Annotated in this window: 14 protein-coding genes; 9 read left to right on the top strand and 5 right to left on the bottom strand. The window is 72.4% G+C overall.

Annotated elements, in window-relative coordinates:
- Positions 1 to 43: 43 nt before the first annotated feature.
- On the bottom strand, positions 44 to 670 hold the full coding sequence (locus ACIQMU_RS21385) for a rhomboid family intramembrane serine protease (RefSeq protein ID WP_402689478.1): 627 nt from the start codon (positions 668 to 670) through the stop codon (positions 44 to 46).
- Between the two features lie 123 nt (positions 671 to 793).
- Between ACIQMU_RS21385 and ACIQMU_RS21380 the strand changes: the two genes are divergently transcribed.
- Entirely contained in the window at positions 794 to 1480 is a 687-nt protein-coding gene (locus ACIQMU_RS21380) for a UbiX family flavin prenyltransferase (RefSeq protein ID WP_352240128.1), read from the top strand.
- A 43-nt stretch (positions 1481 to 1523) separates the two neighbouring features.
- Here the strand turns inward: ACIQMU_RS21380 and ACIQMU_RS21375 are convergent, their stop codons facing one another.
- Entirely contained in the window at positions 1524 to 1670 is a 147-nt protein-coding gene (locus ACIQMU_RS21375; protein ID WP_352240127.1) for a hypothetical protein, read from the bottom strand.
- 121 nt (positions 1671 to 1791) lie between these two features.
- Between ACIQMU_RS21375 and ACIQMU_RS21370 the strand changes: the two genes are divergently transcribed.
- The 6 genes from ACIQMU_RS21370 to ACIQMU_RS21345 all read left to right on the top strand — a co-directional run bounded on the left by ACIQMU_RS21370 (position 1792) and on the right by ACIQMU_RS21345 (position 7308).
- Positions 1792 to 2247 carry an Lrp/AsnC family transcriptional regulator gene (locus tag ACIQMU_RS21370; RefSeq protein WP_352240126.1) on the top strand — a complete coding sequence of 152 codons (456 nt, stop codon included), beginning with the start codon at positions 1792 to 1794 and terminating at the stop codon, positions 2245 to 2247.
- 116 nt (positions 2248 to 2363) lie between these two features.
- Positions 2364 to 3527, top strand: coding sequence for an aminofutalosine synthase MqnE (mqnE, locus tag ACIQMU_RS21365; protein WP_352240199.1), 1164 nt, complete (start codon positions 2364 to 2366; stop codon positions 3525 to 3527).
- Between the two features lie 208 nt (positions 3528 to 3735).
- Positions 3736 to 4287 carry a GNAT family N-acetyltransferase gene (locus ACIQMU_RS21360; RefSeq protein ID WP_402689458.1) on the top strand — a complete coding sequence of 184 codons (552 nt, stop codon included), beginning with the start codon at positions 3736 to 3738 and terminating at the stop codon, positions 4285 to 4287.
- 77 nt (positions 4288 to 4364) lie between these two features.
- Positions 4365 to 4658 (top strand): DUF4229 domain-containing protein, encoded by a 294-nt coding sequence (locus ACIQMU_RS21355; protein WP_352240123.1) that lies wholly within the window; start codon positions 4365 to 4367, stop codon positions 4656 to 4658.
- Positions 4659 to 5104: 446 nt separating this feature from the next.
- Positions 5105 to 6475 carry a dicarboxylate/amino acid:cation symporter gene (locus ACIQMU_RS21350; protein ID WP_352240122.1) on the top strand — a complete coding sequence of 457 codons (1371 nt, stop codon included), beginning with the start codon at positions 5105 to 5107 and terminating at the stop codon, positions 6473 to 6475.
- Between the two features lie 185 nt (positions 6476 to 6660).
- Entirely contained in the window at positions 6661 to 7308 is a 648-nt protein-coding gene (locus ACIQMU_RS21345) for a TetR/AcrR family transcriptional regulator (RefSeq protein WP_352240121.1), read from the top strand.
- A gap of 7 nt (positions 7309 to 7315) precedes the next feature.
- On the opposite strand, the gene ACIQMU_RS21340 is transcribed toward ACIQMU_RS21345, so the two are convergent.
- Together ACIQMU_RS21340 and ACIQMU_RS21335 are read right to left on the bottom strand one after the other, a co-directional pair.
- Positions 7316 to 8176, bottom strand: a complete 861-nt coding sequence (locus ACIQMU_RS21340; protein WP_402689457.1) for a MaoC/PaaZ C-terminal domain-containing protein — start codon at positions 8174 to 8176, stop codon at positions 7316 to 7318.
- Between the two features lie 5 nt (positions 8177 to 8181).
- Entirely contained in the window at positions 8182 to 9504 is a 1323-nt protein-coding gene (locus ACIQMU_RS21335; protein WP_402689456.1) for a 3-oxoacyl-ACP reductase, read from the bottom strand.
- 100 nt (positions 9505 to 9604) lie between these two features.
- Between ACIQMU_RS21335 and ACIQMU_RS21330 the strand changes: the two genes are divergently transcribed.
- Positions 9605 to 10900 carry an acetyl-CoA C-acetyltransferase gene (locus ACIQMU_RS21330; protein WP_352240118.1) on the top strand — a complete coding sequence of 432 codons (1296 nt, stop codon included), beginning with the start codon at positions 9605 to 9607 and terminating at the stop codon, positions 10898 to 10900.
- 81 nt (positions 10901 to 10981) lie between these two features.
- Positions 10982 to 12904, top strand: coding sequence for an AMP-dependent synthetase/ligase (locus ACIQMU_RS21325; RefSeq protein ID WP_352240117.1), 1923 nt, complete (start codon positions 10982 to 10984; stop codon positions 12902 to 12904).
- A 98-nt stretch (positions 12905 to 13002) separates the two neighbouring features.
- On the opposite strand, the gene ACIQMU_RS21320 is transcribed toward ACIQMU_RS21325, so the two are convergent.
- Positions 13003 to 14409 carry an MFS transporter gene (locus ACIQMU_RS21320; protein WP_402689477.1) on the bottom strand — a complete coding sequence of 469 codons (1407 nt, stop codon included), beginning with the start codon at positions 14407 to 14409 and terminating at the stop codon, positions 13003 to 13005.
- Positions 14410 to 14811 lie beyond the last annotated feature (402 nt).

Genomic DNA, 14811 nt, shown 5'->3' with positions numbered 1-14811 from the left:
TCGGCCCTCGGCCGGCCGCTCAGCCGTATCTCCGCGGCCCGGTTCAGACGGTGACCAGGTTGTCCGGGGCGCGGGGCGGGCGGCGGAAGAAGAAGGCCGCTGCCACACCGCCGGCCAGCCCGAAGAGGTGGCCCTGCCAGCTGACGCCCGAATCGGTCGGCAGGACGCCCCACAGCAGGGAGCCGTAGACCACGGCGACGCCGACGCCTATGAGGACGTCCCAGGGGCGGCGGTCCACGAAGCCGCGGATCAGCAGATAGCCGAACAGCCCGAAGACGACCCCGGACGCGCCGAGCGTCACCGTGTTCGGCGGGGCGGTCAGCCAGACGCCGAGGCCGCTGACCAGGATGATCGTCACGACGACGGCGGCGAACCGGCGCAGCCCCGCGAGGGCCGCGATGAAGCCGAGGACCAGCAGCGGAACGCTGTTGGAGGCCACGTGCTCCCAGCCGCTGTGGAGGAACGCCGCGGGCACCACGTCCCGCAGCTCCGCGACCTCGCGCGGGCTGATGCCGTAGGTGTCCAGAGAGTTGCCCGTGGCCGTGTCGACCCCTTCGAGGACCCACAGCAGGGCCACCCAGCCCGCCATCAGGATTCCGGCGGTCAGGGCCCGCCCGCCTCCGGTGGGGCCGTTGTGCGTGGTGCGGTCGGTGGTCCAGTAGTCGCCCATGGTCTGCCCCTGCCCCCCCGGCTTGCCCGTCACTCGGAGAACGTGCGTGGCGCCCGCCCGGTTCCGGGTGCCGGGCGCGCGGGCGTGCCGGATAGGCTCATCGGTGTGGAATCCAGGACTTCAGTGACTCATCAGCAGCGGCGGCCTTGGATTGTCGGGGTGTCCGGCGCTTCGGGGACCCCGTTCGCGGCCGCCGTTCTGCGCGGGCTCCTGGTGGCCGGTGAGAGCGTGGACCTCGTGGTGAGCCGGGCCTCCCGGCTCACCCTGCTGGACGAGACCGGCATCGCGTTCCGGGACGGGCACTGGCAGGAGGACCTGCGGGCCTGGCTGGGCCGCGGCGCCGACGGGAAGCCGGACGCGTTCGCGGTGGGCGACGCGGAGCTGGAGCGCGTACGCCACTGGCCGGCCGGCGATCTGGCCGCCGGGCCGTCCTCCGGGTCCTACCCGGCCAAGGGGATGCTGATCGTGCCGGCCTCGACGGCCTGTGTGGCCGGGGTGGCGCTCGGTCTGTCGAAAGACCTGCTCCAGCGGGCCGCGAGCGTGACGCTCAAGGAGCGCCGCCCGCTCGTCGTCGCGGTGCGCGAGACCCCGCTGAGCGGCCGGACGCTGAAGCAGATGGTGGCCCTGGACGAGGCGGGCGCGGTCGTGCTGCCCGCCTCTCCGGCGTTCTACGCGGGTGCGACGCACATCCAGGACCTGGTGGATTTCGTCGCGGGGCGGGTGCTGGACGCGGCGGGTGTGCCGCACCGGCTGTACCGCCGCTGGGAAGGAGAGCTCGGTGGCGGCTCCCGCGGTCCGGTGGGCCCCTAAGGGCAGGTCCGGGTCCGGCGGGTCCGGCCCGGACGGGTCCGGGTCAGCGCTTCTTGTACGCGCGCGGGGAGCGCGCCTTGTCGGCGCGGTGCGCGGCGGCGGGCTGGTGGGCACGCGAGCGGTTGGCCAGGTCCTGCAGCTCGCGCATCCGGGCGTAGGCCATCTCGATCGTGTACACGGTGAAGTTCACTCCTGAAGATTCGAAAGCGTTTCTTGGATGTTCTAGAAGATTTACAGGGCACCAACCCTGTACGCCTTAGATTCTACACGTAGACTCGCGGTACTGCTGAACAATGGAAGGTTTCAGTCATATGGACGCGGTGGACAGGCAGCTCATCCAGGCCCTCAGGGAGAACGGCAGGGCCTCGTACGCCGAGCTGGGACGGCTCGTGGGGCTCTCCGGGCCCAGCGTCACCGACCGCATCAACCGGCTGGAAACCGCCGGTGTCATCACCGGCTACCGCGCCACCGTCGACGCCGCGTCACTGGGGCTCGGCGTGACCGCGCTCATCGGGATCTCGCTCTCGGACGCGGCCGACCACGAGGACGTGGCGCGCCGGCTCAAGGACCTGGCGGAGATCGAGGACTGCTGGTTCATCGCGGGCGACGACTCCTACATGCTCAAGGTCCGGGTCGGCGACGTGGACGGCCTGGAGAAGACGATCCGGCGCCTGAGCGGCACCAAGGGCGTCTCGCGGACGCGTACGACGATCGTGCTGTCCACCAAGTGGGAGAACCGGGTCGGCGAACTTCCCGAGGAGCCGTAGGCGCGCGGCGCCGTGGAGGGGCCCTTTTCTCGCCGCGAAGGGGGCCCATTCCGCCCGGAGGGCGGGGGAGTACCGTGGGGCGGAGTCTGTTGTACGGAGAAATGGGAGGCGGCCTAGTGGACGCGGGACTCAAGCGCGAGCTGGAGGAGAAGGTCCGGGCCGGCGAGCGGCTGACCCGCGAGGACGGGATCGCCCTCTACGCGTCCGACGACCTGGCGTGGCTGGGCGGGCTGGCGCACGAGGTGCGCACGCGCAAGAACGGCGACGTGGTGCACTTCAACGTCAACCGGCACCTCAACATGACCAACGTGTGCACCGCCTCGTGCGCGTACTGCTCGTTCCAGCGCAAGCCGGGCGAGAAGGACGCGTACACGATGCGCATCGAGGAGGCCGTCCGTCTCGCCAAGGCGATGCAGGGCGAGAACCTCACCGAGCTGCACATCGTCAACGGCCTGCACCCGACCCTCCCGTGGCGCTACTACCCGCGTTCGCTCAGCGCGCTGAAGGAAGCCCTGCCCGAGGTCGCGCTGAAGGCGTTCACGGCGACGGAGATCCACCATTTCGAGACGATCTCCGGCCTCTCGGCCTCCGAGATCCTCGACGAGCTGATCGAGGCCGGTCTCGAATCGCTGACCGGCGGCGGCGCGGAGATCTTCGACTGGGAGGTCCGCCAGCACATCGTCGACCACCGCACTCACTGGGAGGACTGGTCGCGCATCCACCGCCTCGCGCACGAGAAGGGGCTCAAGACCCCGGCGACGATGCTGTACGGGCACATCGAGGAGCCCCGGCACCGCGTCGACCACGTGCTGCGGCTGCGGGAGATGCAGGACGAGACCGGAGGCTTCCAGGTCTTCATCCCGCTGCGCTACCAGCACGACTTCGTGGACATGAAGGACGGCAAGGTCCGCAACAAGCTCCAGGCGCGCACCACGATGGCGACCGGCGCCGAGGCGCTGAAGACCTTCGCGGTCTCCCGGCTGCTCTTCGACAACGTGCCGCACGTCAAGGTGTTCTGGGTGATGCACGGCGTGCAGACCGCCCAGCTCGCGTTGCAGCACGGTGCGGACGACATGGACGGCTCGGTCGTCGAGTACAAGATCACGCACGACGCCGACGACTTCGGCACGCCGAACAAGCTCGGCCGTGAGGATCTGCTGGACCTGATCCGCGACGCCGGTTTCCGGCCCGTCGAGCGGAACACCCGGTACGAGATCCTGCGCGAGTACCCGGGCCCGGAGGCGGACCGGCGCGAGTCGCCGCAGCCGATGCGCGTCTGACGCACCCGCCCCCGCCCCCGCCCGTCACCGCACCGAACGAAAGCCCCGGCCGCCGCCCCCGGCCGGGGCTTTCGCACGTGCGCGGCGCCGCACGGGCCGCCACGACGGGACACTCTCCCGGGCCGCCGGACGGGGTGCCGCGCGGGCCGGGGCTCCGGGGCGTGGACGGAAGTTGAGCCGCATCAGGTGTAATGGTTAAGTTGCTACTATGACGCTTACGTTCGAGCTGGACCCCGCCTTCACGCCCGCCCTGCGCGACGGCATCACCGCCCTCTGGGCCGATGTCACCAACGCGGGAGGAGCCGTCGGCTTCGTCCCGCCCGTCACGGCCGAGGAGATCCGGCCCGAACTGCTCCAGCACCTCGTCGCCATCGAGGGCGGCCGCACCCGGCTGCTGGTCGCCCGGGACGCGTCCGGGGCCGTCGTCGCCACGGCGTTCCTCACGCTCAACACCCACCGGCTGATGAGGCACTGGCTGTGGCTCTACACGGTCATGGTCCACCCCCGCTGCCAGGGCAGGGGATACGGCCGCGACCTCATGGCCGCCGCCGCCGACGCCGCCCGCTCCATGGAGGGGATCGAGGCCATCCGTCTCACCTGCCGGGGCGGCACCGGCGCCGACCACTTCTACGCCTCCTGCGGATACAAGGAGGTCGGGCGGGTGCCGGACGCGATCCGGGTGGCCCCCGGCGACGACCGGGACGAGATCGTCATGCTGCTCCCGCTCGACAAGGCGTTCTCCGGGCCGCCAACCCCCTGAACCGAGAGAATTCGGGCCATGCTTCACTGGACGGGCAGAAGCGTGTCGAGAGTTCATGGGAAGAGAGAGGGCCAGTCGTGTCCGCTGCCAAGCCGAGCGCGTTGATCCGTTACACGGCGTTGCGCCTGCTGATCTTCGTCGGCTGCTTCCTCGCCGCCGGTGTCGCCGTCCACTTCGGAGTGGTGCCCGCAGCGCTCGGAGGCGCCAACGTCGTCTGGGTGATCCTCCTCGGTCTCCTCCTCTCCGCCCCGCTCAGCTTCGTGCTGCTGCGCAGGCAGCGCGACGAGATGTCCGAGCAGATCGTCTCCACCGTCGACCGCACCAAGGCGCGCCTCGACGCCAACCGCACCCGTGAGGACGCGGTCCAGTAACGCCTGTAGGCGCTGCGTAAGCTTTCTCACACGCGCACGCCGTGCGCCCCCCTTCTCCGCCGGACCCCGGGCGGGAGCCGACCGGCTCCAGCACCGGGGTCTGCGGCGTTCTCCCCTGTTCTGCGACGCTTTCCAGCCCTTTCCGACCGGCGGAGCTCTGTCCGGGAGCCAAAGAAAGACTTTGAGGTTCCCAAAGTTCCAGTGTTAGCGTATGGGTCATGAAGACAGCTGTGCGCCTCCGTCCTGCCGCGAGCATCCCGCTCGTGGCGCGCCTGCATGTCGATCTCTGCCGCTGTATGTCCGCGGTCTGTTGCCGCACGTTCTGAACCGGCATCATGCAGCGGCACCGCGCCTGACGCGGGCGCCGCGACCCCCGTCCCCGTTCCATCGCACGACCGCACGGACACCCCCGTGCGTCCCGATGCGTCCTTCACTGGAGTGTGTCCGTGTCCGCGAATCCCGCGTCCGCCGCGCCCGAGGCCGAGCAGCCCACCGGCTCCGGCTCCGGCTTCCGTATACCCAGGGTCCCGTTCTGGGCCCAGATCGTCGCCGGTCTGGTGCTCGGTGTCCTGCTCGGCTGGCTGGCCCGCAGCCAGGAGATCGGCTGGCTCGTCACCACCCTCGACGAGATCGGCTCGCTCTTCGTCCAGCTGCTGAAGCTGGCCGTCGCACCGCTGGTCTTCTTCGCGATCCTCGTGTCGATCACCAACCTGCGCCAGGTCAACAACGCCGCCCGGCTCGCGACCCGGACCCTGCTCTGGTTCATGATCACCTCGCTGATCGCGGTCGGTATCGGCCTCACGATCGGCCTGATCACCAACCCGGGCTCCGGCACCGGCCTCACGCCGAAGGACGGCGCGCTCTCCGAGACCAAGGGCAGCTGGATCGACTTCCTGACCGGGATCGTCCCGGACAACGTGATCACGCCGTTCACCGAGCTGAACGTGCTCCAGATCGTGTTCATGGCGGCCGTCGCCGGTATCGCGGCCCTCAAGCTCGGTGACAGGGCCAAGCCGATCCTCACCCTCAGCCAGGCGGTCCTGGAGCTGCTCCAGAAGGCCCTGTGGTGGGTCATCCGCCTCGCCCCGATCGGCACCGTCGGCCTCATCGGCTACGCCATCGCCGACTACGGCTGGGACCTCATCGGCAAGTACGCGACGTTCACCGCCGACGTCTACATCGGCTGCGCCCTGGTGATGTTCGGCGTCTACCCGCTGCTCCTGGCCACCGTCGCCAAGGTCAGCCCGCTCCAGTTCTTCAAGGGCGCCTGGCCCGCGATCCAGCTCGCCTTCGTCTCCCGCTCCTCGGTCGGCACCATGCCGGTCACCCAGCGGGTCACCGAGCGCCTCGGCGTTCCGAAGGAGTACGCCTCCTTCGCCGTCCCGTTCGGCGCGACCACGAAGATGGACGGCTGCGCCGCGATCTACCCGGCACTGGCGGCGATCTTCATCGCGCAGATCTTCGACGTGCAGCTGGGCATCGGCGACTACCTCCTGATCGCGTTCGTCTCGGTGATCGGCTCGGCCGCCACCGCCGGCCTCACCGGCGCGACGGTCATGCTGACCCTGACCCTCTCCACGCTGGGCCTCCCGCTGGAGGGTGTCGGCCTGCTGATGGCCATCGACCCGATCCTGGACATGATGCGCACTGCCACCAACGTGGCCGGCCAGGCGCTGGTCCCGGTGATCGTCTCGGCCCGGGAGAAGATCCTCGACCACGACGCCTACAACTCGGCCTCGTCCTCCCCGATCGACTCCTTCGGCCAGGACGACGTCCGCGAGGCCGAGCAGAAGGTGACCCTGCCGGTCCCCGCGTAGCCCCGCGGGCGGCAGACGCCCCGCACGACCGCGCCCCCGGCCACGTTCCGTACACGTGGACCGGGGGCGCTGCCGTGCCCCGCTCCGTCCCGCCCGCGCGGGCGATCGCCCCCGCGCCGCCGGTCCGCTCGCCGCCGTACCCTGGACGGGGAGCAGGGCAGTGGGGGCGGGGAGGAAGACCGGACGTGGGTGCAGTGAAGAACAAGCGGATGCCGCGCGCCGTGCGCGAGCGGCAGATGATGGACGCGGCCGTGCGTACGTTCGGGCAGCGCGGCTACCGGGCCGCGTCGATGGACGAGATCGCGGAGCTGGCGGGCGTCTCCAAGCCGTTGGTCTACCTGTACCTGAATTCCAAGGAGGAGCTGTTCTCCGCCTGTATCCGCCGCGAGGCGAAGGCGCTGCTGGAAGCGGTGCGGGCCGGGGTGGAGCCGGGGCTGCCCGCCGACGGCCAACTGTGGGCGGGGCTGCGGGCGTTCTTCGTCCACACCGCCGAGAACCCGGACGGCTGGTCGGTCCTGCACCGCCAGGCGCGCTCCCACGGGGAGCCGTTCGTCAGCGAGGTCGGCGGTATGAGGGACGAGATCGTCGCCTTCGTGACGGGCCTGATCGGGGCTGCGGCCCGCGAGGCGCACAGCGATCCCGCGCTCGCCGACCGGGATGTGGCCGGTCTCGCCCAGGCGCTGGTGGGGGCCGCGGAGTCGCTGGCCGGCTGGGCCAACGACACCCCGGGCGTCTCGGCGAAGGAGGCCGCGGCGACCTTGATGAACTTCGCCTGGGCGGGCCTGGAGAACCTGATGAACGCCCGCCCCTGGCAGCCCCCGATCGCCCCCTGACAACGCCCTAGCCGGCGCTGCGGAGCACCGACCCCACGAGGTGCGTCCGCCGGTCGGGGCCGCGCAGTTCGAATGCGGAGCCGGAGGCGTCGGCCGCGTACGTCACGGTGGCGGGCAGCAGGACGGGAGCCCTGAACTCGGCTCGCAGGAAGCGGACCGCGTCCGGGTCCCCGGCCTCGGCCAGGCAGCGGGCCACCGACCACATGCCGTGCGCGATGGCCCGGGGGAAGCCGAACAGCCGGGCGGCCGCAGGGTGCAGGTGGATCGGGTTGCGGTCGCCGGAGACGGCTCCGTAGCGCCGTCCCAGATCGCTCGGCAGCCGCCATTCGGCGAGGGCGGGCAGGTCCTCGGCGGCCGGGGCGGCGGGGCCGCGCGCGGCTGTCGTCCGGCCCCTCGCCGCGTGGTCCGGCGTCGCCCGCCGGTGGCGGGAGAGATAGCCGCTGCGGGACTCCCACACCAGCTCCCCGCCGACCCGGGCCTCGGTCGCCATCGTGACCTCGGCGCCCCGCCGGTGCGGCGACAGTCCCACGGCGTACACCGCCAGTTCGAGCGGTTCGGCGGGTCGCACGGGCCGGTGCGGGGTGATCTCGATCCAGGTGTGGACGAGCCCGAGCACCGGCAGCGGGAAGGCGCGTCCGGTCATCAGCCGCAGGGTGAGCGGGAAGGCCCGCACATGCGGGTAGGTGAGCGGAAGCGGACCGGATGCGGCGAACCCGCAGATCCCGCCGTACGCGGCGAGGGGGCCGGGCTCGACGGGCGCGGCCGGTCGGGTGAGGCGGTCCGGGGGCAGGGCGGCGTCCGGCCGTCCGGCGCGCTTGAACGGTGAGGAGAGGGCCCCGCGCACGAGCGAGGCGCCGAGTGGGGTCATCGGGCTCACGCTCCCAGCAGGCTCTGGCCGCAGACGCGCAGCACCTGGCCGTTGACGGCGCCGGAGGCGGGCTGCGCGAACCAGGCGACGGCCTCGGCGACGTCGGCCGGGAGCCCGCCCTGGGCGAGGGAGTTCATCCGGCGGCCCGCCTCACGGATGAGGAACGGCACGGCCGCCGTCATCCTGGTCTCGATGAAGCCGGGAGCCACCGCGTTGACGGTGACGCCGTGCTCGGCGGCGGCGCGCGGGCCGAGCGAGCGGACGAGTCCGATGACGCCCGCCTTGCCGGCCGCGTAGTTGGTCTGGCCGTCATTGCCCGCGATACCCGCGATGGAGGAGGTGGCGACGATCCGGCCGCCCCGGTTCAGGGCGCCCGAGGCCAGCAGTTCGTCGGTGGTGCGCAGCACGCTGTCGAGGTTGACCTCGATGACCTGGGCCCAGCGTTCGGCCGGCATGTTGGCGAGCCGGCGGTCGCGGGTGATGCCGGCGTTGTGGACGAGGACGTCGAGGCCGTTCGGCGCGGCGGCGGTGATGCGGGCCGCGGCGTCGGGTGCGGTGACGTCCAGCGGCAGCGCGGTGGCCCCGAGCCGGTCGGCGGTGCGCACCAGGGCGTCCCGGGCCCCGGGGACGTCCAGTGCGATCACCTGGGCCCCGTCGCGGGCCAGTACCGAGGCGACGGCCGCGCCGATGCCCCGGGCCGCTCCGGTGACCAGGGCGGTGCGTGCGGCGAGCGGGGCGTCCGGGTCGGTCATGGGAGCGGGGGCGGCGGAGGCCAGTTCGATCACCTGGCCGCTGACGTAGGCCGACCGGGGGGAGAGCAGGAAGCGCAGGGTGGACTCGGCGGCCCGGGCGGGACCGCCGGCCGGTATCCGCACGAGCTGGACGGTGGAGCCGCGTCCGACCTCCTTGCCCAGCGACCGGACGAAACCCTCCAACGCCTGCTGGGCAGCGGCCTGGTGGTGGTCCTCGGAGGAGGGCGGCGTGCCGATGACGACGATCCGGCCACCGGGAGCCAGCGACCGTACGACGGGATGGAGGGCGGCGTGCACCTGGGCGAGGGCCCCGGCGGAGGCGACGGCCGTGGCGTCCAGGACGATCCCGGCGGGCCGGCCGGCGTGCGCGGCGACGGTCAGCCCGGTCGTGGCCAGCACCTTCGCCAGCTCCTCGGTGATCGCGGAGGCTCCGGCGGTCAGGTGCAGGAGCGGACCGTCCAGGCGCGGGGTCTCAAGGGTCCAGCGGCGCAGCGGGACCGGCTGCGGCAGTCCGAGCCGCCGGGTGAGGAAGCGGCCGGGTGCTGTGCCGGTGAGGTGCAGATAGCGATCGGCCATTGTCCTGACTCCCTGCTCGGTCGTAGATTTACTCTTGAGTAAGGTTACTGAAGAGTCAGGAGCTGGTCGAGATGAACAATCCCGGACCGACCGAGACGAGATGGTCACCGTGACGACGCCGCGCCCGCTGATTCCCCTCCCGCTGCCCCGGCCGCGCCGCGTGGCGGTCATCGGCGGCAGCCGCACCCCCTTCGCCCGCTCCGACGGCCCCTACGCGACCGCCTCCAACCAGGACCTGCTGACGGCCGCGCTCGACGGACTGGTCCGGCGGTACGGCCTCGCCGGGGACCGGGTCGGGGCATTCGTCGCCGGCGCGGTCCTCAAGCACAGCCGGGACTTCAACCTGGCGCGGGAGACCGTACTCGGCTCCGCGCTCGACCCGCGCACGCCGGCGTACGACATCCAACAGGCGTGCGGCACGGGCCTCCAGGCGGTGATCGCCGCCGCGAACACCATCGCGCTCGGGGCTGCCGACTCGGCCGTCGCGGGCGGCGCCGACACCACCAGCGACGCCCCGCTCGGCGTCAACGACGAACTGCGCCGCATCCTGCTCGCCGCACGCCGGGCGAAGACGACGGCTGCCCGCCTGAGGGCCCTGGCCGGCGTCCGCCCCCGCCACCTTCTCCCGGACATCCCGCGCAACGCCGAACCCCGCACCGGCCTGTCGATGGGCGAGCACGCCGCCGTCACCGCCCACCGCTGGAAGGTGAGCCGCCAGGACCAGGACCTGCTGGCCGCCACCAGCCACCAGCGCCTCGCCGCCGCCTACGAACGCGGCTTCCTGGACGACCTGGTGGTCCCCCACCGGGGCCTGGAGCGCGACCAGAACCTGCGCCCGGACTCGACACCGGAGAAACTGGCCCGCCTGGAGCCGGTGTTCGGCACAGCGGGCCCCGACCCGACCATGACGGCGGGCAATTCGACCCCGCTGACGGACGGGGCGGCGACGGTACTGCTGGCGACCGAGGAGTGGGCCGGGGAACGCGGACTCGAACCGCTCGCCTACCTCTCCCTGTACGAGACGGCGGCGGTGGACCACGTGGGCGGCGACGACGGCCTCCTGATGGCCCCGGCGTACGCGGTGCCGCGCCTGCTGGAGCGGGCCGGGCTGGGAATCGAGGACTTCGACCTGTACGAGATCCACGAGGCGTTCGCCTCCCAGGTGCTCGCCACCCTCGCCGCCTGGGAGAAGCGGGGCCTCGCCCCGGTGGACCGGGCCCGCCTGAACGTGGCCGGGTCCTCCCTGGCCACCGGCCACCCCTTCGCCGCGACGGGCGCCCGGATCGTCGCCACCCTGGCCAAGCTCCTCGCGGAACGGGACGCGCCGGGCCGGGGCCTGATCTCCGTCTGCGCGGCGGGCGGCCAGGGGGTGACGGCCATCCTGGAACGCCCCTGACCCGCCCGCTGCTTCCGCACCCCTGCCGGACGGACGTCCCGGCGAACCGGCCCGCCCGACCCCCGAACCGAGGAGCCGCACGTGTCAACGCCACCTTCCGCTGCCGCAACCGCCCCCGCAAGCACGCCCGTTCTGGTCGAACCGACGAAGAAGCGAGGCCCCGACGGAAGGGTCCAGGAGGTCTCCGTACCGCCGTTCGCGCCCGCCGTGGAGCGCGGCTCGCTGGCCGAGATCCCGTTCGACAACGCCCGACAGGCCCCGTCGGACCCGGTGCTCAGCCGCAAGGACGCCGAGGGCGGCTGGCAGGACGTGAGCGCCGCCGAGTTCGCCGCCGAGGTGCTCGCGGTGGCCAAGGGCCTGATGGCGGAAGGGCTGCGGGCGGGGGACCGGATCGCGATCATGGCCCGCACGACGTACGAGTGGACGCTGCTGGACTTCGCGTCCTGGGCGGCCGGCCTGGTGACGGTCCCCGTCTACCCCACCTCCTCCGCCTTCCAGGCCCGCTGGATCCTCCAGAACGCGGGCGCGGTGGCCTGCGCGGTGGAGACGAAGGAACAGGGCCGGGTGATCAGCCGGGAGCGCAGGCAGCTCGGCGACCTGGCGCATCTGTGGCAGTTCGACACAGGGGCGATCGGCCACCTCAAGTCCCTCGGCAAGGACGTCCCGGACGCGGCGGTCACAGCTCGTCGGACCGCCCTGCGACCGGACACCCCCGCCACCCTGATCTACACCTCGGGCACCACGGGCCGCCCGAAGGGCTGCGTCCTGACCCACGGCAACTTCTTCGCCGAGGTCGACAACGCGATCGAACTCCTCCACCCGGTCTTCAAGTCCGTCTCGAAGGACCCGGCCTCCACTCTCCTCTTCCTCCCCCTCTCGCACGTCTTCGGCCGCATGGTGGCGATCGGCTGCATGCGGGCCCGGGTGCGCCTGGGCCACGCCCCCTCCATCAAGACGGACGACCTCCTCGCCGACCTGGCCGGCTTCCGCCCCACCTTCCTGCTCGCGATCCCGTACGTCCTGGAGAAGGTCTACAACACGGGCCGGGCGACCGCCGAGAAGATGGGCCGGGCCTCCTCCTTCGACCGCGCGGCACGGACAGCCCAGCGCTACGGCAAGGCGGTCGAGGCCGCCGAGCACGGCACGGGACCGGGCCCCGGGCTCGGCCTGCGCGCCGCCCGCGCCCTGTACGACCCGCTGGTCTACCGCCGCATCCGGGCGGCGCTCGGCGGGAAGGTCCGGTACGTGATCTGCGGCGGCTCCCCGCTGGGCCGCCGGCTCGCCGCCTTCTACGAGGGGGCGGGCATCAGCGTCTTCGAGGGCTACGGCCTCACCGAGACCACGGCCGCCCACACGGTGACCCCGCCCCTCAAACCCCGCCTCGGCACGGTCGGCTGGCCGCTGCCCGGCACATCGGTGCGCATCGCGGAGGACGGCGAGGTGCTGCTGAGGGGCGGCCAGGTCATCCGCGGCTACTGGGACGGCGAACGGGCGGAGGTCACCCCGGCGCTCCTGCCGGACGACTGGTTCCCCACGGGCGACCTGGGCGCACTGGACGAGGACGGCTACCTCACGATCACCGGCCGCAAGAAGGACATCATCATCACGTCGGGCGGCAAGAACGTCACCCCCGCCCCCCTGGAGGACTGGCTGCGCGCCCACCCCCTGGTCAGCCAGTGCATGGTCGTGGGCGACAACCGCCCCTTCATCACGGCCCTGATCACCCTGGAGCCGGACGGCCTGGAGCACTGGCGCCGGATGACCGGGAAGCAGGACGTCCCGCTGCGGGACCTCGTCGACGACGAGGACCTGCGCACCTCGCTCCAGAAGGCGGTCGACGAGGCCAACCGCCTGGTCTCCCGCGCGGAGTCGATCCGCAAGTTCACGGTGCTGCCGGTGGACTTCACGGAGGAGGCGGGCCGGCTGACGCCGTCGCTGAAGCTGAAGCGGGACGCGATCGCACGGGACTTCGCGGGCGAGATCGAGGCGTTGTACCGGAAGTGAGGGGCGGGGGCCGGGGCCCGGTCGCTGACGCGCGTACGCCGCACCCCGCCGGGCCGTGCGCCCCGAGTGCCGGGACGGCACGGCCCGGCGGGCGTGGCTCACCCGGTCTTCCCCCGCCGGTCCGTCCCGGCTGCGGGAGAGGGATCGGAGGCGGCGGCCGGCGCGGGGGCGGGCGCGCGGGCCGGAGCAGGGGCGGGCATCCGCCAGGCCGCGACCGCACCGGCCACGAGCCCCGCCCCGGCGAGCAGCGTGGCCACCAGGAACGGGTCGAAGGAGTGCAGCGTGGGCGCGAAGCCGACCCCGAGGCAGACCGCCACCCCGGCCGCACCGCCCAACTGGTCAGCGGCGCGCTGGACGCCCGAGGCGATTCCGGCGTCGTCCTCGGTGACGCCCGCGACCGCCGCGTACTGGAGCCCGACGATGCCGAACCCCATGCCGGCCGCGATCAGGAGCATCGCCGGCACGAGTGCCGCCCCGCCCGCGGACGAGGCCGAGACCAGCGCGATCGCCGCCATCGCCGCCGCGGTGAACCCCATGCCGGCGAGCACGCACGCGCGGGCCCCCCAGCGGCCCAGCAGGCGGGGCGCCAACAGGGAGAACACGATCAGCGAGACCGCCAGGGGCAGCATCGTCAGCCCCGCGCCCAGCGGGCCCAGGCCGAGCCGGTCCTGCAGATAGAACGTGAACAGCAGGAACGACGTCGACAGGGCCCCGCTCAGCAGCATCGTGGCCAGGTTGGCCGCGACCCGGGCGCGGTGGGCGAAGAAGCGTGGCGGGACCAGCGGGTTGTGCGACCGCGCCTCGACCCGTACGAACCCGGCCCCGGCCGCCACCGCCCCGGCCAGCGCCGCCGGGGCCGCCCACGGGGGCGTGCCGGGGCCGCCGGCCTCGACCACGCCGAACGCGAACAGCAGCGGGCAGGCGGTCAGCAGCAGTGCGCCGGGAAGGTCCAGCGCCCGCCGGTCCTCGGTCACGGGCCGGTCGCGCTCGACCAGGAGGGCGGCCGCCAGCAGGACGACCAGGATGAACGGGACCGAGATGAGGAAGATCCACCGCCACCCCAGGTGAGCGGTGACGACGCCGGACAGCACGAACCCGAGCACCAGGCCGCAGCTGGCCACCGCCGCCCAGACGCCCAGGGCCTGTGACCGGCGCGGCCCCTCGGGGAACATCAGGATGATGGTGGCCATCGCGGCAGGCAGCGCGACGGCCTCCCCGGCGCCCTGCAACAGGCGCATGACCACCAGCAGGCCGAAGGTGGGGGCCAGGCCGGCCAGCAGCGACGCGACGCCGAACAGGCCGGTGCCCAGCAGCAGCACGCGCCGCCGCCCGAGGAGGTCGCCCAGCCGGCCCCCGAGCATCAGCATTCCGCCGCCGGTGACCGTGTATCCGACCACGACCCAGGTCAGAGAGCGCCCGTCGACGCCGAAGTCGGCGCCGATCGAGGGCAGGGCGATGTTGACCACGGTCACGTCGACCGCGATGAAGAACTGCAGCATGGACAGCGCGCACAGCACCAGCCATGCGCGAACGGGGGACGGACCGTGTCCGTGTGAAGACCCGCGTGAAGAGAGGATGCCTGAGAACATCAGGTGCTCCGTAGCTCAGAAGTGGCTCCGAGCAGCACGAAGAGGCCGCTCGGATCTGATCACGAAGCGGCTGGACGCCCTGGAAGGTGTGTGAGCAGAACGCCCCGCCGCTAGCGGCGGGCCCTGGTCACCGCGGCACAAGCGGCCGCGCACGAAGCTGCAGACATGTCCTGAACGCTACCAGGGCAAGGCCGGGGCACGCAGAGGAACGGCCCCCGAAAGCCCCTCCAGGCGCCCGCGAGGTCTGTCCCTCCGCCGAAAGTTGCGGCACTCTGGTCTCCGCGCAACTCGCGTAGACCCAGGCACGCTTCATGCTCC

The sequence above is a fragment of the Streptomyces sp. NPDC091649 genome, from assembly GCF_044756785.1.
Classification (GTDB): Bacteria; Actinomycetota; Actinomycetes; order Streptomycetales; family Streptomycetaceae; genus Streptomyces.
The sequence above is the reverse complement of the archived record's forward strand: the minus strand, read 5'-3'. Positions and strand labels throughout refer to the sequence as shown.